The 20,837-nt window shown below is 63.6% G+C and carries 20 protein-coding genes and 1 pseudogene; 13 read left to right on the top strand and 8 right to left on the bottom strand.

Annotated elements, in window-relative coordinates; all coding sequences use genetic code 11:
* Nucleotides 1-597: aldehyde dehydrogenase family protein (locus tag BKX96_RS28860; RefSeq protein WP_077186122.1), on the top strand; the 597-nt coding region annotated here is incomplete at its 5' end.
* A gap of 78 nt (nucleotides 598-675) precedes the next feature.
* On the opposite strand, the gene BKX96_RS28855 is transcribed toward BKX96_RS28860, so the two are convergent.
* The gene (locus BKX96_RS28855; protein WP_046818795.1) at nucleotides 676-912 is read right to left on the bottom strand and encodes a hypothetical protein; all 237 of its coding nucleotides are present in this window, start codon (nucleotides 910-912) and stop codon (nucleotides 676-678) included.
* 178 nt (nucleotides 913-1,090) lie between these two features.
* Here BKX96_RS28855 and BKX96_RS28850 point away from each other — a divergent pair, with 178 nt between their 5' ends.
* From BKX96_RS28850 to yghX, 6 genes are all read left to right on the top strand, one after another.
* Entirely contained in the window at nucleotides 1,091-2,854 is a 1,764-nt protein-coding gene (locus tag BKX96_RS28850; RefSeq protein ID WP_077186121.1) for an L-lactate permease, read from the top strand.
* Nucleotides 2,855-2,944: 90 nt separating this feature from the next.
* Entirely contained in the window at nucleotides 2,945-4,444 is a 1,500-nt protein-coding gene (glcD, locus tag BKX96_RS28845) for a glycolate oxidase subunit GlcD (RefSeq protein ID WP_046818793.1), read from the top strand.
* Nucleotides 4,444-5,508, top strand: coding sequence for a glycolate oxidase subunit GlcE (glcE, locus tag BKX96_RS28840; protein ID WP_077186120.1), 1,065 nt, complete (start codon nucleotides 4,444-4,446; stop codon nucleotides 5,506-5,508). Before glcD ends, glcE begins: the two co-directional genes overlap by 1 nt.
* 3 nt (nucleotides 5,509-5,511) lie before the next feature.
* Nucleotides 5,512-6,732 carry a glycolate oxidase subunit GlcF gene (gene glcF, locus BKX96_RS28835; protein WP_077186119.1) on the top strand — a complete coding sequence of 407 codons (1,221 nt, stop codon included), beginning with the start codon at nucleotides 5,512-5,514 and terminating at the stop codon, nucleotides 6,730-6,732.
* Nucleotides 6,733-6,751: 19 nt separating this feature from the next.
* Nucleotides 6,752-7,150: a heme-binding protein gene (locus tag BKX96_RS28830; protein WP_046818790.1), complete on the top strand. Its 399-nt coding sequence runs from the start codon at nucleotides 6,752-6,754 to the stop codon at nucleotides 7,148-7,150.
* Between the two features lie 139 nt (nucleotides 7,151-7,289).
* The gene (gene yghX, locus BKX96_RS28825; protein ID WP_077186118.1) at nucleotides 7,290-8,177 is read left to right on the top strand and encodes a YghX family hydrolase; all 888 of its coding nucleotides are present in this window, start codon (nucleotides 7,290-7,292) and stop codon (nucleotides 8,175-8,177) included.
* 54 nt (nucleotides 8,178-8,231) lie between these two features.
* Here the strand turns inward: yghX and BKX96_RS28820 are convergent, their stop codons facing one another.
* The 3 genes from BKX96_RS28820 to BKX96_RS28810 all read right to left on the bottom strand — a co-directional run bounded on the left by BKX96_RS28820 (nucleotide 8,232) and on the right by BKX96_RS28810 (nucleotide 11,246).
* Complete coding sequence (locus BKX96_RS28820) at nucleotides 8,232-8,885, bottom strand: peroxiredoxin (protein WP_077186117.1); 654 nt, start codon at nucleotides 8,883-8,885, stop codon at nucleotides 8,232-8,234.
* A gap of 128 nt (nucleotides 8,886-9,013) precedes the next feature.
* Nucleotides 9,014-9,958 (bottom strand): aldo/keto reductase, encoded by a 945-nt coding sequence (locus BKX96_RS28815; protein WP_077186116.1) that lies wholly within the window; start codon nucleotides 9,956-9,958, stop codon nucleotides 9,014-9,016.
* A gap of 10 nt (nucleotides 9,959-9,968) precedes the next feature.
* The gene (locus BKX96_RS28810; protein ID WP_077186115.1) at nucleotides 9,969-11,246 is read right to left on the bottom strand and encodes an NTP/NDP exchange transporter; all 1,278 of its coding nucleotides are present in this window, start codon (nucleotides 11,244-11,246) and stop codon (nucleotides 9,969-9,971) included.
* Between the two features lie 52 nt (nucleotides 11,247-11,298).
* Here BKX96_RS28810 and BKX96_RS28805 point away from each other — a divergent pair, with 52 nt between their 5' ends.
* Nucleotides 11,299-12,087, top strand: coding sequence for an alpha/beta hydrolase (locus BKX96_RS28805; protein ID WP_077186114.1), 789 nt, complete (start codon nucleotides 11,299-11,301; stop codon nucleotides 12,085-12,087).
* 349 nt (nucleotides 12,088-12,436) lie between these two features.
* Nucleotides 12,437-13,297 carry a CAP domain-containing protein gene (locus tag BKX96_RS28800; protein WP_077186113.1) on the top strand — a complete coding sequence of 287 codons (861 nt, stop codon included), beginning with the start codon at nucleotides 12,437-12,439 and terminating at the stop codon, nucleotides 13,295-13,297.
* Nucleotides 13,298-13,316: 19 nt separating this feature from the next.
* Here BKX96_RS28800 and souR read toward each other — a convergent pair whose 3' ends face one another.
* The 4 genes and pseudogenes from souR to BKX96_RS28780 all read right to left on the bottom strand — a co-directional run.
* Complete coding sequence (gene souR / locus BKX96_RS28795) at nucleotides 13,317-14,327, bottom strand: transcriptional regulator SouR (protein ID WP_178134598.1); 1,011 nt, start codon at nucleotides 14,325-14,327, stop codon at nucleotides 13,317-13,319.
* 142 nt (nucleotides 14,328-14,469) lie between these two features.
* A complete protein-coding gene (locus BKX96_RS28790) occupies nucleotides 14,470-15,099 on the bottom strand; it encodes a Vgb family protein (RefSeq protein WP_077186111.1) in 630 nt (209 codons plus the stop codon).
* Between the two features lie 35 nt (nucleotides 15,100-15,134).
* Nucleotides 15,135-16,355 (bottom strand): winged helix-turn-helix domain-containing protein, encoded by a 1,221-nt coding sequence (locus tag BKX96_RS28785; protein WP_077186110.1) that lies wholly within the window; start codon nucleotides 16,353-16,355, stop codon nucleotides 15,135-15,137.
* Between the two features lie 56 nt (nucleotides 16,356-16,411).
* A pseudogene (locus tag BKX96_RS28780) lies at nucleotides 16,412-16,621 on the bottom strand (4-oxalomesaconate tautomerase); the annotation flags it as partial.
* A 216-nt stretch (nucleotides 16,622-16,837) separates the two neighbouring features.
* Between BKX96_RS28780 and BKX96_RS28775 the strand changes: the two are divergent.
* The 4 genes from BKX96_RS28775 (at nucleotide 16,838) to BKX96_RS28760 (ending at nucleotide 20,761) form a co-directional block, all read left to right on the top strand.
* Nucleotides 16,838-18,085, top strand: coding sequence for a LysR family transcriptional regulator (locus BKX96_RS28775; RefSeq protein WP_077186109.1), 1,248 nt, complete (start codon nucleotides 16,838-16,840; stop codon nucleotides 18,083-18,085).
* Between the two features lie 1,021 nt (nucleotides 18,086-19,106).
* The gene (locus BKX96_RS28770) at nucleotides 19,107-19,562 is read left to right on the top strand and encodes an outer membrane lipoprotein (protein ID WP_077186131.1); all 456 of its coding nucleotides are present in this window, start codon (nucleotides 19,107-19,109) and stop codon (nucleotides 19,560-19,562) included.
* A gap of 231 nt (nucleotides 19,563-19,793) precedes the next feature.
* Nucleotides 19,794-20,246, top strand: coding sequence for an Ohr family peroxiredoxin (locus BKX96_RS28765; RefSeq protein ID WP_046818769.1), 453 nt, complete (start codon nucleotides 19,794-19,796; stop codon nucleotides 20,244-20,246).
* Nucleotides 20,247-20,308: 62 nt separating this feature from the next.
* Nucleotides 20,309-20,761, top strand: coding sequence for an Ohr family peroxiredoxin (locus tag BKX96_RS28760; protein WP_077186108.1), 453 nt, complete (start codon nucleotides 20,309-20,311; stop codon nucleotides 20,759-20,761).
* The last annotated feature ends 76 nt before the right edge of the window (nucleotides 20,762-20,837 follow it).

The raw sequence follows: 20,837 nt of genomic DNA, 5'->3' as shown, positions 1-20,837 counted from the left end.
GGCCAGGACGGAACCGCCGCCTGGCGAAGCTATGCCCAGGAAGGTAGCTACGGCAAGTTCGTGGAAAAACTCGGCGCGGCGGTCAGCAGCATCAAGTACGGCCTGCAGGACGAGCCGGCCACCGAGCTCGGCCCGCTGATCACCGCGCAACACCGKGACCGCGTGGCCGGGTTTGTCGAGCGCGCCGTGGCGCAGCCGCACATTCGCCTGATCACGGGCGGTAAGGCAGTCGAGGGCAATGGCTTCTTCTTCGAGCCGACGGTATTGGCCGATGCGCAGCAGGACGACGAGATCGTGCGCCGCGAAGTGTTCGGGCCGGTGGTCTCGGTGACCCAATTTACTGATGAAGCGCAGGTGCTGGGCTGGGCCAACGACTCGGACTACGGCCTGGCGTCATCGGTGTGGACCGCCGACGTCGGCCGCGCCCATCGCCTGTCGGCGCGCCTGCAGTACGGCTGCACCTGGGTCAATACGCACTTCATGCTGGTCAGCGAAATGCCCCATGGCGGGCAGAAGCTGTCCGGGTATGGCAAGGATATGTCGATGTATGGGCTGGAGGATTACACCGTCGTGCGGCATGTGATGTTCAAGCATTAAAAAACATCGCCAGCAGGCTGGCTCCTGTAGGAGCTGGCTTGCCAGCGATGGCCGCACAACCAATCCCCAGCCCCTGCGTCATAGCGTCCTCTGGCTATTGCCAATTCCCTTGGCAATGTCGATCCCCCAGTCCATCGCCGCTTCCATGTCCAGCATATGCGGCTTGGGATCGTGGTTTTCGTCGATGGCCGTGCCGTCCGGTCGGTAGACTCCGATGAACATGCCCAGGGAGCCGTCCTTGAGTATCTCGGCCTTGACCTTGATGCTGCATCCGTTCGAAAGGGTCTCCTTGTGCTCCAGATGGCGCTCAGTCATTGCTGTTTTCCTCCCGTGGCTGGTTTTGACCTATCGGCAATGCTAGCTCAGGCGCCCGCAGAGCGCCGATTAACGCGACAGTCACCGCACCCTGACAGCGGCGCAATGCCACCTATACTACAGGCCACCTCCCCCCCCAAGGGGCTGCACTCCCAACAATAAAAAGCAGAGGTGGAACATGGTTTGGCAGCAAATCTACGATCCGTTCAACAACCCGGTGCTTTCAACCCTCATGGCCGCGGTGCCGGTGGTGGTGATGCTGGCAGCCCTGGCGTTCTTTCATGTCAAGGCACACCTGGCGGCACTGATGGCCCTGGCTTCGGCCCTGGTGATCGCGATTTTCGCCTTCGGCATGCCCGCCAACATGGCCGGATCGGCCGCGTTGTACGGGGCCGCCAACGGTTTGCTGCCGATTGGCTGGATTGTGTTGAACATCATCTTTCTGCATCGGCTGACGACCGAGAACGGCTCGTTCAAAGTGCTGCAGGACTCCCTGGCGCGGATCACCGATGATCGCCGCCTGCAATTGCTGCTGATCGCCTTCTGCTTCGGCGCCTTTTTCGAGGGCGCTGCCGGGTTTGGTACACCGGTGGCGGTGACCGGGGCGATCCTCATCGGCCTGGGCTTCTCACCTCTGGCCGCCTCGGGCCTGGCACTGATCGCCAACACCGCCCCCGTGGCCTTCGGTGCCCTGGGTACGCCGATCATTACCCTGGCCAAAGTCACCGGGCTCGATGAGATGGAGCTGTCGATGATGGTTGGTCGGCAACTGCCGTTCTTCTCGGTGATCGTGCCGTTCTGGCTGATCTGGGCCTTCGCCGGCTGGCGCAAGATGCTGGAAATCTGGCCGGCGATCCTGGTGACCGGGGTCAGTTTTGCCGTTCCGCAGTTCGTCGTGTCCAACTATCACGGGCCGATGCTGGTGGACGTGATCGCCGCGCTGATTTCCATGGCCTGCCTGACGGGTTTCCTCAAGGTGTGGAAACCGGCCACCGTGCACACCTCCGCCGCCCTCTCTGGGCGCGTCGACAACTCGACCATCGCCGAGGAACACGACGAAAAGCCGGTGGCCAGCGCAACCTTCGCCAGCGACGCCAAGCCTGCGGTGATGCGCGCCTGGATGCCGTGGATCATCCTCACCGTCTTCGTGTTCGCCTGGGGCACCCAGGGCTTCAAGAACATGTTCGACACCCGCCCGGCGATCGATCCGGCCACCAGCTCGGCCAAACTGGATCCCCAGGGTAAACCGTTGCGCGAGGCCAACCCAATCTTCGCCCCGGTCCTGACCTTCACCACGATTCACCAGCAGATCGAAAAGGTTCCGCCCGTGGTGCCGGCGCCGAAAACCGAAGAAGCGATCTACAAGTTCACCTGGTTCACCAGCACCGGCACCGGCATCCTGCTGTCGGCGATCCTCGGCGGGCTGTTGATGGGCTACTCCATCCCGCAGTTGATTCACCAGTACCTGCGAACGCTGTGGGTGGTGCGTTACTCACTGATTACCATTACCGCGATGCTGGCCCTGGGCTTCCTCACCCGTTACTCGGGGCTGGACGCGACCATGGGCCTGGCCTTTGCCGCCACGGGGGTTTTCTACCCGATGTTCGGCACCCTGCTGGGCTGGCTCGGCGTGGCACTGACCGGCTCGGACACCGCGTCCAACGTGCTGTTCGGCGGCTTGCAGAAGGTGACCGCCGAGCAACTGGGGCTCAGTCCGGTATTGATGGCCGCCGCCAACAGTTCCGGCGGGGTCATGGGCAAGATGGTCGACGCCCAGTCGATCGTGGTCGCCTCCACCGCCACCCGCTGGTACGGCCATGAAGGGGAAATCCTGCGTTATGTGTTTTTCCACTCGATCGTCCTGGCGATCCTGGTCGGCGGCCTGGTGACGCTGCAGGCCTATGTGGCGCCGTTCAGCCACATGGTGGTGGGCGGCCACTGATCGGTACAGCCCCGGGTTGCTCGCGCAACTCTGTTAAAAAAGCCCGGGCAATGGCCCGGGCTTTCATGAACGGAGTATCGTAAAACGACTATGAACATTCTCTACGATGAACGCGTCGACGGCGCGTTGCCAGAGGTCGACAAGAGCGCGCTGTTGCAGGCCTTGCGCACGCAGTTGCCTGATCTGGAGATCCTGCACCAGCAGGAAGAACTCAAGCCGTACGAATGCGACGGGCTCAGCGCCTATCGCACCACACCGATGCTGGTGGTGCTGCCGCGCGACATCGCCCAGGTCCAGGGCGTCTTGCGCCTGTGTCATCAACGCCGGGTTGCGGTGGTCGCCCGGGGTGCCGGCACCGGGCTGTCCGGCGGCGCCTTGCCCCTGGAAAAAGGCGTGCTGCTGGTGATGGCCCGCTTCAACCAGATTTTGCAGATCGACCCCGCCGCCCGCACCGCCAGGGTTCAGCCAGGGGTGCGCAACCTGGCGATTTCCCAGGCTGCCGCACCGTTCGGCCTGTACTACGCCCCCGACCCTTCTTCGCAAATTGCCTGCTCCATTGGGGGTAACGTCGCCGAAAATGCCGGCGGCGTGCATTGCCTGAAATACGGCCTGACCGTGCATAACCTCCTCAAGGTGGACATCCTCACCGTCGAAGGCGAATGCCTGACCCTGGGCTCCGACGCCCTGGACTCCCCGGGCCTGGACCTGCTCGCCCTGTTCACCGGCTCCGAAGGCATGCTCGGGGTGATCACCGAGGTCACGGTCAAGCTGCTGCCCAAGCCGCAATCGGCCAAGGTGCTGCTGGCGGCGTTCGATTCCGTGGAAAAAGCCGGCCGCGCGGTCGGCGACATCATTGCTGCCGGGATCATTCCCGGCGGCCTGGAGATGATGGACAACCTGGCCATCCGCGCCGCCGAAGACTTCATCCACGCCGGTTACCCGGTGGAGGCCGAGGCCATCCTGTTGTGCGAACTCGACGGCGTCGAAGCCGACGTGCGTGACGATTGCGATCGCGTGCGCCAGGTGCTGCAACAGGCTGGCGCCACCGAAGTGCGCCAGGCCAAGGACGAGGCCGAGCGCGTGCGCTTCTGGGCCGGGCGCAAGAACGCTTTTCCGGCGGTGGGCCGCCTGTCGCCGGATTATTACTGCATGGACGGCACCATCCCGCGCCGCGAACTGCCCGGTGTGCTCAAGGCCATCGCCAGCCTCTCGGCCGAGTACGGCCTGCGGGTAGCCAACGTGTTCCACGCCGGCGACGGCAACATGCATCCGCTGATCCTGTTCGATGCCAATACGCCTGGCGAACTGGATCGCGCCGAAGCCCTGGGCGGCAAGATCCTCGAGCTGTGCGTGAAGGTCGGCGGCAGCATCACCGGTGAACACGGCGTCGGCCGGGAAAAGATCAACCAGATGTGCGCGCAGTTCAACAGCGACGAGCTGACCCTGTTCCACGCGGTCAAGGCGGCGTTCGACCCCGGCGGCCTGCTCAACCCTGGCAAGAACATCCCGACCCTGCACCGCTGCGCCGAGTTTGGCGCCATGCACATACACGCCGGGCAACTGCCCTTCCCTGACCTGGAGCGCTTCTGATGGAGGCACCGGCCAATCTCGATGACAGCGGCGCGCTGCTGGAGCAGGTCAACCAGGCACTGGCGAACGCCACGCCCCTGCGCATCCAGGGTGCCAACACCAAGGCGTTCCTCGGGCGCGTCACAGCAGGCGAAATACTCGATACTCGATCGCATCGGGGCATCGTCAGCTACGACCCAACGGAGCTTGTGATTACGGTGCGCTGCGGCACGCCACTGGCGGAACTGGCGAAGGTGCTGGACGACGCGCAGCAGATGTTGCCCTGCGAACCGCCCTCCTTCGGCGAAGGTGCCACCGTCGGCGGCATGATCGCCTGCGGGTTGTCGGGGCCGCGGCGGCCCTGGTCGGGGTCGGTCAGGGATTTCGTGTTGGGCACGCGGGTGATCACAGGCCTGGGCAAACACCTGCGTTTCGGTGGCGAGGTCATGAAAAACGTCGCCGGTTACGACCTGTCGCGCCTGATGGCGGGCAGTTACGGCACCCTCGGTTTGATCACCGAGGTCTCGCTCAAAGTTCTGCCCAAGCCCCGGCAGTCCCTGAGCATCAGCCTGCAAATGAGCGCCGAACATGCCCTGCTGCGCCTGGCGGAATGGGGCCAGCAACCGCTGCCGATCAGCGCTGCGTGCCATGACGGTGAACATCTGCACCTGCGACTGGAGGGCGGCGAAGGTTCGGTGGCGGCGGCCCATGACCGCCTCGGCGGCGAGTTGCTCGACAGTGCGTACTGGGCCGATCTCAACGAGCAGCGCCTGGCGTTCTTCGACGAAGACCAACCACTGTGGCGCCTGTCGGTGCCCAACAACACGCCACGGTTGTCCCTGCCCGGTCGGCAATTGATCGACTGGGGCGGCGCCCAACGCTGGCTCAAGTCCGATGCCCAGGCCAGGTTCATTCGCCAGGTCGTCGAAGAAGCGGGCGGGCACGTCACCTGCTACAGCCACGGGCTCACGGACACGCCGTTCCAGCCACTGCCCGACGCCTTGATGCGCTACCACCAGAACCTCAAGCGGCAACTCGACCCCCAGGGCATCTTCAACCCCGGACGCCTGTACGCGGAGTTATGAATCATGCAGACCACCTTGAGCGAACGCGCCCGTCAATTGCCCCGCGCCGAGGAAGCCGACAGCATCCTGCGCACCTGCGTGCACTGCGGTTTCTGTAACGCCACGTGCCCGACCTATCAGTTGCTCGGCGATGAACTGGATGGCCCGCGCGGACGCATCTACCTGATCAAGCAGGTGCTGGAAGGCAACGAGGTGACAGAGAAGACCCAGCAGCACCTGGACCGCTGCCTGTCGTGCCGCAACTGCGAGACCACCTGCCCCTCGGGGGTCGATTACCACAACTTGCTGGACATCGGCCGTGCCGTGGTCGATGCGGCAGTGCCGCGTCCGCTGGGCCAGCGTCTGTTGCGTGAAGGGCTGCGTACGCTGGTTCCGCATCCGGACCTGTTCAAGCGCCTGGTCAACAGCGGCCAGGTGTTTCGCGCGCTGTTGCCCGGCGCGCTGCAAAGCAAACTGCCGCGCAACATGCCGGTGACCAAGCAACGCCCCGCCGTGCGCCATGCCCGCCAGGTACTGATGCTCGAAGGTTGCGTGCAGCCGGGCCTGTCGCCCAATACCAACGTGGCCGCCGCCCGGGTCTTGGACCGCCTGGGCATCAGCGTCATGCCGGCCCGGGAGGCCGGTTGTTGTGGCGCCGTGGATTATCACCTGGACGCCCAGGCTGCCGGCCTCGATCGCGCCCGGCACAACATCGATGTCTGGTGGCCGGGCATCGAACAAGGCGCTGAGGCCATCGTGCAGACCGCCAGCGGTTGCGGCGCGTTCATCAAGGATTACGGGCATCTGCTAGCGCGCGACCCGGAGTATGCCGACAAGGCCAAGAGGGTCAGCGCGCTGGCCAAGGACCTGGTGGAGGTGTTGCGCGCCGAACCCCTCGAACAGCTGGGGATCCACAATGCCCACCGCGTGGCGTTCCATTGCCCCTGCACTTTGCAGCACGCGCAAAAACTCGGTGGCGCGGTGGAAAAGGTACTGATGCGCCTGGGCTTCAACCTCACCACCGTGCCTGACGGGCACCTGTGCTGCGGTTCGGCGGGCACCTATTCGCTGACCCAACCCGAACTGGCCCGGCAACTGCGCGACAACAAGATGAATGCCCTGGAAAGCGGCTACCCCGAAGTCATCGTCACCGCCAACATCGGCTGTCAGTCGCACCTCGACGGCGCGGGCCGAACCCCCGTCCGGCACTGGATCGAACTGGTCGAAGCCGCCCTGTCCCAATAGCGCCCACTGGAGAACGCCCATGAACAGCAAAGCCGTCCTGAGCCAGGCCGAAGTCAGCCGGATACTCGACGCCGCCCGCACCGAAGCCCAAGCCAATCAGTGGCCGGTGACCATTGCGGTGGTCGATGATGGCGGTCATCCACTGGCCCTCGAACGCCTCGATGGCGCACCGCCCATCAGTGCCTACATCGCCACCGAAAAAGCCCGCACCGCGGCACTCGGCCGGCGTGAATCCAAAGGCTATGAAGAGATGGTCAATGGCGGGCGCACAGCCTTTCTCTCGGCCCCGCTGCTGACCTCGCTCGAAGGCGGGGTACCGATCTTGGTCGACGGCCAGGTGGTCGGTGCGGTCGGGGTGTCCGGGGTCAAGGCCGAGCAGGATGCGCAAGTGGCGAAAGCCGGGGTGCAGTGTCTGTAATTTGACATGCCCCCTGTAGAAGCTGGCTTGCCAGCGAATGCGCCGGGTCAGTCGACTAAAGCGTGGAATGATAGACCGCTTTCGCCGGCAAGCCAGCGCCTGCACGTTCACGTTCAATAGGTTGAAGAGGAAGCGCCCTATGACCCGTCTCACGGCAAAAGACTTTTCCCCGCAACTGCTGGAACTCTACGACTACTACGCCCATGGCCTGATCAACCGGCGTGAATTTCTCGACCGTGCCGCGCTGTTCACCCTGGGTGGCTTGACCGCCAGTGCACTGCTGGCGTCCCTGAGCCCGGACTATGCCCTGGCCGAACAGGTCGAATTCACCGACCCGGACATCATTGCCGAGTACGTCGAATATCCCTCACCCAAGGGCAACGGCCAGGTTCGTGCCTATCTGGTGCGCCCGGCCAAAGCCGCCGGCAAGCCTCCTGCGGTGGTGGTCGTGCATGAAAACCGTGGGCTCAATCCTTACATCGAAGACGTCGCGCGGCGCCTGGCCAAGGCCGGGTTCATCGCCCTCGCCCCGGATGGCCTGAGCTCGGTCGGCGGCTACCCCGGCAACGACGACAAGGGCCGCGCGCTTCAGGAAAAGGTCGACCCGCAGAAACTCATGAATGACTTCTTCGCCGCCGTCGAGTGGATGATGAAACACCCCGATGCCAGTGGCAAAGTCGGCATCACCGGGTTCTGTTATGGCGGCGGTGTCACCAACGCGGCAGCCGTGGCGTACCCGGAACTGGGCGCCGCCGTGTCGTTCTACGGCCGCCAACCGGACGCCAAGGACGTGCCGCGGATCAAGGCGCCGGTGATGCTGCACTACGGTGAACTCGATACGCGCATCAATGAAGGCTGGCCCGCCTATGAGCAGGCGTTGAAGGCCGGGGGCAAGACCTATGAAGCCTATATCTACCCCGGCGCCAACCATGGTTTCCACAACGACTCCACGCCGCGTTATGACGAGGCGGCGGCGAAGCTGGCCTGGGAGCGGACGCTGGGGTGGTTTCGCAAATACCTGGTGTAAGCCGAAGCCAGCCTGTACACCGCCGCCCACGGGGGCGGTGTACGTCGCCGGGGATTATTTCGGTTGCGCCACCGTGCGCAGGTACGGCTTGAGGGTCTTGAAGCCGTCGGGGTATTTCTTCTTCGCATCCTCATCGGACACCGACGTCGGAATGATCACGTCGTCCCCCGGACGCCAGTTCACCGGCGTGGCGACAGTGTGCTTGGCGTTCAACTGCAGCGAGTCAAGCAATCGCAGCACTTCATCGAAATTGCGCCCGGCGCTCATCGGGTAGATCAGCATCGCCTTGACCTTCTTGTCCGGGCCGATGATGAACACCGAACGTACCGTGGCATTGTCCACGGCGGTGCGTTGGCCGCCGCTGGCATTGGGATGAATCATGTCGTAGAGCTTGGCCACCACCAGGTTGTCGTCACCGATCATGGGGTAGTTGACCGCATGGCCCTGGGTTTCCTCGATATCGCCAAGCCAGGCGTGGTGGTCGCTGACCGGGTCGATGCTCAGGCCGACGACCTTGGTGTTGCGCTTGTCGAACTCTGGCTTCAACCGGGCCATGTAGCCAAGCTCGGTGGTGCAGACCGGGGTGAAGTCTTTGGGGTGCGAGAACAGGATGGCCCATTTGTCGCCGATCCACTCGTGGAAACGGATAGGCCCTTCGGTACTGTCGGCGGTGAAATCCGGTGCCTCATCGCCAATACGGATTGTCATGTTCGATCTCCTTTGTGTAATGGTCGGGGATGTCTTGCATGGGGACTGCCGAGCGAGTCGTGCCGGTCAGATTTTTCGGACCTCAATCAGTGTAGTCAGGAACCCGCCTGCCGAAAGCTGCCCAGGCTTCAATCCAGCAAGGCGATCAACTGATGCCGTTGGGCATCGGTGAGCATCGGGCCGAAACCGGCGCTGGCGTTTTCCGTCATGTAGCGCGGGTTGCCGGTGCCGGGTATGACGCAGGTCACCGCCGAATGCGACAACAGGAACTTGAGCGCCAGGGGCGGCCAGCTCTTGACCCCGACTTGCGCGGCCCAGCCGGGCAATGGTTTGCCCTGCAACCGCGCGATCAGGCCACCGCCGCCAAACGGCCGGTTGCAGATCACCGCCACACCGCGGTCGCGACACAAGGGCAGGATGCGTTTCTCGACCGCACGATCATCCAGCGCATAGTTGATCTGCAGGAAGTCCAGTGGTTCGGCCTTGAGCACTGCCTCCACCTCGTCATAGGCGGACGCGGTGTAATGGCTGATGCCGATGTAGCGAATGCGCCCTTCTTCCTTCCATTGGCGCAGGGTCGGCAGATGGGCTTGCCAGTCCAGCAAGTTGTGGATCTGCATCAAGTCGATGCGGTCGGTCTGCAGCAGCTTGAAGGATTGCTCCATCTGCGCGATCCCTTCTTCACGCCCACGGGTCCACACCTTGGTCGCCAGGAATGCCGGTGAACGTGGCTCGTGAATCGACAGAAGCTCGCCCGTGGTCTGCTCGGCGCGGCCGTACATGGGCGAGCTGTCGATGACCTTGCCGCCCTTTTCGAACAACGCATCAAGCACCGCGGGCAAGCTGCGGTAGGCAGGGTCCGAAGGTGCCACATCGAAGCCGCGATAGGTGCCCAGGCCGACGGCGGGCAATGGCTCTTTGCTGGAAGGAATGACGCGGGTCATCATGGTCTTGCCTCCTGTTCCCGCCGCTGGCGAGGTTTGCGCGCCGCTCGGGCCGAGCGTGAAGACCGCCGATGCGGCGGCAGCCAGCGTGAGTATTTGCCTGCGGGTAAAACCTTGCGCATGGCTCATGACATTTCCCTCACCTGGGGTCCGGCGCCTGTGGGACGGGCCCGGCCATTCGCGCCTGGCGCCTGGCCAGCCACAGGCACAACCCGCCCCACAGTCCCGCGAACGGCACGACCACCACCGCGACCAGGCCGAAGCCTGCACCCATGGCCGTCAAACCGGTCGACAGCCAGCCACTGGCGGCATCACCACCACGATAGACCAGGGTTTCAATCACATTCTTGGCCTTATACTTTTCTTCGCGGCTGACCACCGTCCACAGTACTTCACGCGCTGGCCGCACGATGCCGAACTCCACCGCGCGGCGCAGCCCCTGGGCCAGTGCCACGCTGGCCGGCACCGGCGCCAGGGCCATGACGCCAAACGCCAGGACGGTCGCCAGGGGCATAACCAGCAGCGCACCGCCAATACCCAGCAGACGAATCAGAGGCGCCGTCAGCAGCAACTGGCAGATCAAGGTCAGCGCTGACACCAGCAAATCGACCATGGCGAAGAATTGCGTTCTGCTGCCTACATCAGCGTAGCTGCCAGCGACGATCCGTCCCTGCTCGAAATACAACAAAGTCGCGGCGCTGGTGTGCAACAGCATGAAGGCCACCAACCCCAACAGATAAGGCGACCGCAGGATCAGCGTGATCCCGGCGAGCATGCTGCCCCCCAGGCGCCGTTCGTCCAAAACCCGAGTACCCGCCTGCGATCGGGTCCTCGACAACAGTCCCCGATAGCAACGTACCGCCAACTCCAGCAGCAGCGCCGCAGCGAGGGTCAATGCCAGCGGGCCCAGACGAGTGGCCATGGTTGCCGCCAGCAAGGGCCCGATGAAGGTGCCCAGGGTGCCACCGGCCGCGATGCAGCCGAACAGCCGCCGGCCTTGCTCGCTGGAGAAGCGATCGACCAGCACGCTCCAGAAAATCGAGACGATGAACAGGTTGTAGAGGCTGATCCAGACAAAAAACACCTGGCCGACCGTCACCGGCGCAACACGGTTGCCGATCAACAGGCCAAACACCAGCATCGACACGGCAATCGCGCGGTAGATCAACGGCACGAAGCGCGTGGCCGGCAGCCGTGACGCCAATGCGCCAAACACCGGCACCATCAGCAGCATCACCACGAACGTGGCGGTGAACAGCCACTGCAACCGGTCGACGCCGCCTTCAAGGCCCAAGGCATCGCGCAACGGTCGAACCAGGTAATAGCTGGCCAGCACACAGAAGTGGAAAGCGAAGCCCAAAGCCAGGGCCGCTCTTTCAGCAGGCAACACATTGAGCCATTTGAGCGCGATGGGCATCGGTGCCCTCCTTTACCGCCAGCTACACTCTGACAGCACCCCGGAGCCGTCAATGCCGCCCATTAACGTTAGCCGAATGTCGCGCACCTTGATTTTCCTCGTCGTCATCGCCGTTGCGCTGTACCTGGCGCTCTGCGCGGCCCTGTTCGTGTTTCAGCGCGCACTCATCTACTACCCGCAACCCCGCTCCGTCGACTCAGCCGATTCGCTGCTGACGTTACTCGTGGACGAGGCGCAGGTGCTGGTGTCGGTGCGAGCGTTCAAGGGCCCCAAGGCACTGATCTACTTCGGTGGCAATGCCGAGGACGTCTCGCGCAGCCTGCCGGACTTCGATCGGGCTTTCCCCGACCATGCCCTGTACCTGCTGCATTACCGTGGCTACGGCGGCAGCTCCGGTTCACCTTCGGAAGAAGCGATTGCCCGCGATGCCATGGCCTTGTTCGACAAGGTCTATGCCGAGCACCCGCAGATTGCCGTGGCAGGACGCAGCCTGGGCTCGGGGGTCGCGGTGCGCCTGGCCAGTACCCGCCCAGCGACGAAATTGCTGCTGATCACGCCATACAACAGCCTGGAGGAACTGGCCGAGCGGCAGTTCCGATGGCTTCCGGTGAAGTGGCTACTCAAGGATAAATACGAATCCTGGCGCTACGCCGAACACATCACCGTGCCGACGCGCCTGATCGCCGCCGAGCAAGACGAAGTAATTCCAGGCGCAAGCACCCGGCGTCTCTACAGCCATTTCCCCCCGGGCGTGGCGACGCTGCAGGTGATTGCGGGCACCGGGCACAATTCGATCAGCAACAGCGCCGAATACCTCAAGGCGCTGGAGGATGGCCTGTAGGAGCGAGCGTGCTCCGGGTGGCGCTCCGACGAAAAACCCGAGATCGCCGCCGGGCATCAGGCTTCCCGCGTCATCGTTGGCCTCCATCGCGAGCAATCGAGCATCGACCGGCTGCTCCTACAGGTTTATTGGGTGATGCCGGGATTTGCGTCTGACCTGATCCCTGGCTTGCCAGCGAAGGCGGCCGAAAGACCAACGCAATGTTAAAGGCCGCTCCCCTACCCCTCGTCGGATCCATCATCCCGACATTAAAACCCCTCCCCCCCGTGAACCTTGTCCCAAGACGCCAGTCTTAGACGGGCATTTTTCCTCCTCCCAACGTTGTCATCTCATCAGAGCTGTCCGCACCATGCGCCCATCCGCCCTCGCCTTGCGCTTCACTTCGCTGTGCCTGTTGACCTCACTGCCCCTGATCGCCCCCATTGCCCAAGCCGGTGCGGAACGCCAACTGGTGGAAGCCATCAACGATTATCGAGCCCACCCGGAAGATTGCGCACGGCGTCCCGCCCAACGCCTGTCGCCGCTGGCCCTGAAGTCGAGCCTGGCCTTGCCGATTGGCTACGGCGGCGGCTTGCGCGACCGCTTGAAAGCTTCCGGGTACCAGGCCGTGGCGGTGCGATCCATCCGCGTGGTGGGTGCGCGAGATGCCGACGAGGCTTTCGACATGCTGCAGAGTGACCATTGCTCGGCATTGCTGGACAACCAGTACGCCGACATTGGTGTCAGTCGCAATCGCGGTGAATGGCAAGTGGTGCTGGCGCGACCAGTGCTGGACAGTCAGGTCAGCGATCCGCGCAGTGTCGGCAAGGCCTTGCTCGCACAGGTCAACGCCGCCCGCGCCAAGCCGCGCCTGTGCGGGCGCCAGCGCTTCGCTGCCGCGCGGCCTTTGGCCTGGAACGCCAGCCTCGGCGCGGCGGCGCAGGGGCACAGCAAGGCCATGGCCTACGGCAATTACTTTGCCCACCAGGACCCCGATGGCGACACCGCTGTCGACCGGGCCAGGGCCGCCGGATTTCGTGGCCGGCAGATCGGCGAAAACATCGCCGCCGGCCAAAACTCACCGAACAAGGCCATGGCCGGTTGGCTGGCCAGTCCAGGGCATTGCGCCAACCTGATGAACCCGATGTTCACCCAGGTCGGTGCGGCTTATGCGACCGATGCGCGCAGTGACCGGGGGGTTTACTGGACGATGATGTTTGGCGCGCAATGAGCGGCCATTCATCGAACCGTTACTTGACCAGCCTGGTTTCCCTGGACGGCCGATAACCGAAATAGGCGCTGTAGCACTTGCTGAAGTGGCTGGGTGAAACAAAACCGCAGGCCACCGAGACTTCCACGATGGTCAGGGTAGTGTGCTGCAGCAATCGACGCGCTTCGGTGATGCGCAAGTCCATGTAGTAGCGCTGGGGCGTCGTGCCCAACTGCTCCTTGAACAGGCGCTCTATCTGCCGGCGCGACCGACCGGCGTACAGACAGAGCGCCTCCATCTCCAGCGGCTCTTCCAGGTTGGCGTCCATCAGGTTGACCACCTCCCTCAGCGGCCCGCTGACGGACACATTCAAGGTGGGTTTGATGCGTCGATAACGGGACGCCTCAAACGCCAGGATGTCTTCGATACCGTCGGTCAACGCCTTGTCATGCAGGCCCCTGATCCACTCCAGCGCCATGTAGAAGGCGCCCGTCGGACTGGACGCCGTCAGGCGGTCGCGATCCACTACATAGGCTTCGCTGGTGACCTGGCTGAGCCTGGCGATTTCCGCCAGCGCCGGACGATGCTCCGGGTGAATGGCGCAGCGATAGCCGTCGAGCAAACCGGCCTGGCCGAGAAACCAGGCGCCATTCCATATGCCTGCCAGCATCACCCCCTGCTCCGCCGCGCCTTGCAACAGGCCGCTCAGCCCGTCGTCGGCCTTGAGCGCCGTGCGGTAACCCCCGCAGACAACCAACAAGTCCAGCCCTTGTATCTCGACCGGGTCAAGGCGCGCATCGGGTCGAATCACCAGGCCCAGATCGCTGATGACTTCCCCTTCGGTCAAGCCGAAGGTTTTCGTTGAAAACAGCTCGGGCCGGAGCAAATTGGCGGTGACGATGGTGTCGAGCGCCTGGGTGAAGGCCGGCAACGAAAAATGTTCCAGCAGCAGGAAGCCTGCCCTGGCCCGAACGGACTGGCCTTCATGGTCATTGAGGTAACGAAGGTTCTTGCCCTTCATGGCACCGCTGAACTGACGTCGCTCTACCAACGTTCGCCTCGCCTGGTCGTATTGAACAAGATGGATTTGCCGCATTGATAGCCGACTCCCGCAACGGCTATCAATGCGCGCACTGTTTACGCCAGTTGAAGCCCCGGAGCAAGCGAGTCCGTTAGCGCAAAAGGGCAAACCCTCACGGCCGGCGCACCACCCTCACCCGGCCGCTGTTACCCCCGCCACAGAAAAACCGCTCGCCGCCGTCGCACTCAAGCCCCGATACGCCGATGCCGGCCGGCAGCGTGAGGCTTTCCAGCACTTCGCCGCTGCTCGAATCGACGCGGCGCAGTTCGCTCTCCTCGCCTTCCCAGGTGCCATGCCACAACGCGCCCTCGACCCAGGTCACGCCCGTGACAAAACGGTTGGATTGCAAGGTGCGCAGGACTTTCCCGGTCTCGGGGTCGATCTGGTGAATTTTCCGTTCGCGGTACTGGCCCACCCACAGCGAGCCTTCGGCCCAGGTCAGGCCCGAATCGTTGCCACCGCCGGGGGCCGGAATGGTGGCGAGGATTTTGCCGGTGCGCGGGTCGACTTTCTGGATACGGTCCTCGGCAATCTGGAACAGGTGCGTGCCATCGAATGCCGTGCCGGCATGGCCGGCGACATCGAGCGAGCGCACCAGGTGCCCATTGTCAGGGTCCATGGCGTGAAGCTTGTCGGTGGTCGCAAACCACACCTGCTGACCGTCCCAGGTGACGCCGTGCACGGCATCGACATCGGCGAAGGGGCCATATTCACGCAGGATTTCGGCGGCTGACTGTTTCATCTTGGTGTTCCTCCAAAGGGGTGGGTGGAATCATCCTAGCCACCGGGCAGCGGAACCGGGAGTAACAAGGTCGTCGCGAAACCGGGCACCGGCGGGGTCAGCCAGCGCCGTGCCCGCCCCTGCCCGAATGACTGCACCCTGCCCTTTTCCGCCAGCGATTCGAGCGCGCGCTGTACACCTCGCTGGCTGCTGCCCAACGCCAGGGCCAGGGCCGAGCTCGACCAGGATTCGCCGTCCCCCAGCAAGGCGAACACCGCGGCGTACTTGTCTTCCACCGGTGGCGCGAGCACCACCACCTCGAGTGAAACCTGCGCCACCAAGGCAAAGCCACGGCGGGTCGCATGGATGCCGGCCAAGGGTTTGAGCGCGGCACGCAAGCGGCCGATTTCGACCCGCAACCGGGCGCGATGGGATTCATCGCTGAGTTTCAGGCGAAACGCCCTCGCAATGAGGACTTCCCTGGGCACATCGGCAGGCCAGGCTTGGGCCAGTGATCGCACGAGGGTGAACAGAATCGGACGCTTCGATAAAGGGACCGACATGCCCGAGCCTCGCACCACGTTTCGACAAGCGTCTACCACCAGCGAGGTCGACGCCAGCAACGCTTCCACTTCGTCGAGCAACACAGGTCGCTCTGTGCCATGGCTCACCAAGCGTGCGGCGGGACTGTCGAGCAGGTGCTGCGCGCTTTCGACTTCCGCCAGCAACGCGGGAATGCCGGCCTGTCGTGCAGCCAGTTCAGCCCTGGCCAGGGCTGCGCGCGCCGCCTGGGCCTGCAGATGGCGCATGGCGATCCCCGCCGCCACCAGTTCATGGGTGGCCCGCAGTGGCGGTGGCAAGGTGGCCGGGGCCAGTTGCGCAAGTTGCTCCCGGGCCTGGTCCAGCTGGCCGATCAACAACAGGCGACGGATCTGCAGATAGCGCGCATGGGCGGCGTTCACCCGATCATCGTGAGCATCCAGGGTGAGTCGCGCCGCCTCGAGGGCCTTGACCGGCCAGCCGAGGTCCCGTGATGCCAATGCGATCTCGGCCTCGGCGACCACACAGCGCGCCCGCGCCAGTGATTCATGCGGCCCGAACGCCCGCGCCGCCCGGCGTACCAGCGCCTTGGCCCGCACCAGATCCCCCAGTTGCGCCATGGCGATGCCGCGCAACGCCAGCGCCGGTGCATCGTCGCGTAGCGCCACCCGGTCCAGCGCGCCCAGCGGATCCCCCGCGGCCAGCGCCTGCGCGGCGGCGGTGATCAACGAGTCCATTGCAATCCTGCCACGCCTGTCACTCCTGTCCAGATAGCCCTCTTGATGAGTCTATATCACGACCAGGCCAGCGCATCCGGCACGCATACCACGCCGTCGAACAACAGGCGAGCGGTGCGCATCAAGCCACACCCGGCCAACACGCCGTCCTGCAGACGCAGTTCGACGGTGAATTCCCCCGTGGGGTGCTCGACCTGAAGGCGCTTGACCTCGCCCTCGACGACCTGGGCGATACCCGCCGCCACACTGCCCTCGATCAGGCAGGCAAGGAATCCGTATCGGCCCATGCCCAGTCTCCGAGTTCGTCGAGGGTGAGTCGATCATTGCGGATACTCCTTCTGTGTGTCGAAAGAGCATCGCATTGCGACCCGCCAGCGGAGTAATGCTCAGCACAGTTGCAGGTATGCGTTTTTTTTATTGCCACTCGATCAGGGCAGCGGCATAGTCCGAGGCAAACAGCGATCTGCCGAGCAAAAAAAACCATGGAATCCACGGAACTGCCCAGCCTCATGCACGTGCGAGCCTTCGTCCGGGTGGCCGAGCATGGCAGCGTGTCCAAGGCCTCCGTAGCCCTGTATCGGGCACAATCGGTGGTGACCCGGTCGATTTCCGAGCTGGAGACCCGCCTCGCCGTGCCGCTGTTCGAACGCCACGCCAACGGTATGCGTTTGACCGATTACGGCGAACGCCTGCTGCCCCGGGCGCGTCGCGTGCTCGCCGAGCTGGAAAGCGTGCCGCGACTGTTGGGTGGTGGGGAAAAGCGCGCGGTCGAGCCGCTTTACCTGTTCCAGGCCCGCCGCCTGCAAGTGTTCATCAAACTCTGTGAAACCCGCCATATGCAGACGGTCGCCAGCCTGCTCGGCCTGAGTCAACCGGCGGTCAGCTCCACCATCAAGGTCATGGAAAGTGGCTGCGGCCAGTCGCTTTTCGAGCGCACGCCACGCGGCTTGCAACCCACCCCCGCCAGCCATGAAATCCTGTTCCCGATTCGCCGGGCATTGAACGAGTTGCGCCACATCGAGTCCGACATCACCGCCCTGCGCGGCACCTTGCAAGGGGTGGTGCATGTTGGCGCCCTGCCCCTTGGCCGCACGCGCATCCTGCCCGAGGCCATCGTGCGCATGGTGGCCGAGCACCCGGCTATCCAGGTGATCACCAACGAAAGCCCGTTCGATCTGCTGGCGACGGAACTGCGCGCTGGCGACGTCGATTTCATTTTCGGTGCCTTGCGCTCGCAGGCCTACGCCAGCGACTTGACTGGCGAGGCATTGCTCACAGAAGACATGGTGGTGCTGGCTCGGCGTGATCATCCGTTCTATGGAAAAACCGCCCTGCACGACGAACTCGGCGCCGCCCAGTGGGTGTTGCCCCGCGCCGGATCGCCGGCCCGGCAGATGCTCGATGAATGTTTCGCCCGGTTCGGCATCGCACCGCCCCGGCCGGTGGTGGAAAGCGCCGACATGGCGATCATCCGCGGGTTGCTGCTGCGCTCGGACATGCTCGCGGCGGTGTCTGCACATCAACTGGAACAGGAAATCGCCTCCGGCGAGCTGTGCATCCTGCCGCTGGAACTGCAACAGACAACACGGGCAATCGGCCTGACGTATCGCCATGGTTGCCTGCACACGCCAGTGGCCCAGGCCTTGATGGAGATGATTCGCCGGGTGATTCGTGAACAGGCCAACTCCTACCTTGATGAGGCCGACACATCCAACATCCCCGGCGACTGACGCTCCGCCTTCGCTGGCAAGCCAGCGCCTACAAGGGAATGGTGGTCATACACACTTTCGTGTGCGCTGCAGAACCTGCAGGAGCTGGCTTGCCAGCGATGAGGCCGGCACATCCAACATCCCCGGTGACTGACGCTCCGCCTTCGCTGGCATGCCAGCGCCTACAAGGGAATGGTGGTCATACACACTTTCGTGTGCGCTGCAGAACCTGYAGGAGCTGGCTTGCCAGCGAWGAGGCCRGCACATCCAACATCCCCGGTGACTGACGCTCCGCCATCGCTGGCAAGCCAGCGCCTACAAGGGAWTGGTGGCCATACACAGCTTTCGTGGGCGCCGCGGAACCTGTAGGAGCTGGCTTGCCAGCGAAGAGGCCGGCACATCCAACATCCCCGGTGACTGACGCTCCGCCATCGCTGGCAAGCCAGCGCCTACMAGGGAATGGTGGTCATACACACTTTCGTGKGCGCCGCGGAACCTGTAGGAGCTGGCTTGCCAGCGAAGAGGCCGRCACATCCAACATCCCCGGTGACTGACGCTCCGCCTTCGCTGGCAAGCCAGCGCCTACAAGGGAATGGTGGTCATACACACTTTCGTGGGCGCCGCGGAACCTGTAGGAGCTGGCTTGCCAGCGAAGAGGCCGGCACATCCAACATCCCGGGTGACTGACGCTCCGCCTTCGCTGGCAAGCCAGCGCCTACAAGGGATTGGTGGACATACACAGCTATTATTGCGCCAGTACCGCCTGGCTGACCCGACGCCGGCCATGACCACGCTCCACAGGGTGAAGACCGGTCTGCGCACTGCTCATGCAGAAGCCTGCCGCGACCACGCCAAATGCCGGGGGTATCGGTTTTTCTTATCGGGTAATTTTCGAACTGAGGTGTTGCAGGGGAATTTTCCGTGCCGGCGCTGAGCTCGCTGCCAGTCCAGCGGCGGGCTCGTAGCCCTGTGCTAGTCTCCTTCGTCTAACGTGCGCTGATGCGTTTGAATGAACCGCTTCCCCTGGATGATGGAGTTCGACATGAAAAACACCGCTTCCTGGCTGACGATCACCCTTATAAGTCTCGTGCTTTGCGCCTGCACCGCCGTCGACGCTGGAAGCGGTGGCGCCGGCGAGATGGAAATCCGCTCAGGTAAAATCGAACAAATCACCATGACGCAGATGCAGACCAATCACGACAGCGGCGTCGGCGCCATTCTTGGCGGACTCGCGGGCGTGGGTATCGGTAGCCTGATCGGTTCCGGCACCGGGCGCGATGTGGCCATGGTCGCTGGCGCCCTCGCCGGTGCGGCGGGCGGCAATTACGCCGAGAAGAAAAAATACGACCAACCGCAACAGGCCCAGCAGATCATCGTGCGGACCAAAAGCGGCGTGCTGGTGTCGGTGACCCAGCCGGTCAATGCCGCCCTGAGTAAAGGCCAGAGTGTCTATATTGAAGGCACCGGTAATGAAGCTCGGGTGGTGCCGCAAAGCTGACCACCACCCTGCCGCCGAGAATCGGTGGCCAAGCGTCACTGCAAAGCCCCGGGCCTCAACAGCCCGGGGCTTTTTTTATTGAACGTGAATTGAAACTGACCGTTCGTCGTCCGGACACGGAAATACCCCTTGACGTCAATCGGCTTCTGGAGGACTATCACTTACATCGGATGCGATCTAAACGCACACGACACTAAATCGAACCTGACCGCACCCCTTGAGGATTCCCCCATGAGCAAGATCGAAAAAGTCCTGGCCACCGGCAAGACCCACACCACCCTGAACAGCGCAGGCACCACCTCGCGCGGTCATAACGGCACTCTCGACATCGAACTGTCGACCCCAGGTTCTGCCCAGCCAGCCCATGTGTTCGCCGCCACCCAGCCGCACCCGAAAGCCGAGCAACTGTTCGCCGGGGCCTGGTCGGCCTGCTACACCGCTGCCGTCGGCCTGGTGGCCGCCGAGCGCAACATCGCTCTGCCAGCGGACATGGCCGTCGACATCGAAGTGGACCTGGGCCAGACTGGGCCGGCCTATTTCCTTCAGGCCCGACTGACCCTGCGCGTGCCGGGGCTGGCACAGGACATTGCGACGGAACTGGCGCACATCGCCGATTCCATCTGCCCCTACTCCAAGGCAACACGCGGCAATATCGACGTTGCCCTTAACGTTATTACGGCTTAACTAATATCGCATGCGATGCGATCGCACACGACCAACATACTCGAAAACCTGAGGAAATCATCATGAGCAAGATCGAAAAAGTCCTGGCCACCGGCAAGACCCACACCACCCTGAGCAGCGCCGGCACCACCCCGCGCGGCCATAACGGAAACCTCGACATCGAACTGTCGTCGCCCGGCAGCGCTGCACCGGCACATGTGTTTACCGGGGTGCAACCGCACCCGAAAGCCGAGCAACTGTTCGCCGGGGCGTGGTCGGCGTGCTACATCGCAGCGGTAGGCCTGGCCGCCCAACAGGCAAAGGTGACCTTGCCGGCCGATACGGCCGTGGACATCGAAGTCGATCTGGGCCAGGCCGGTGCAGCCTACTTCCTCCAGGCTCGACTGACCCTGAGGGTGCCGGGCCTGTCACACGAAGTCGCGACCGAGCTGGCACACAACGCGGATGCGATCTGCCCCTACTCCAAGGCAACCCGCGGCAACATTGACGTCACCATCAACGTCCAGACCGCTTGACGCGCGGTACGGCCGGTTCCCCCGGGATCTCACGGGGAAACCGGCCGTCGGCCGTTATGGGTCAGGCGCTCGCTGG

The organism is Pseudomonas putida (genome assembly GCF_001976065.1).
Classification (GTDB): domain Bacteria; phylum Pseudomonadota; class Gammaproteobacteria; order Pseudomonadales; family Pseudomonadaceae; genus Aquipseudomonas; species Aquipseudomonas serbica.
Note: the sequence above shows the minus strand (reverse complement) of the source record. Positions and strands in the feature narration are given on the sequence as shown.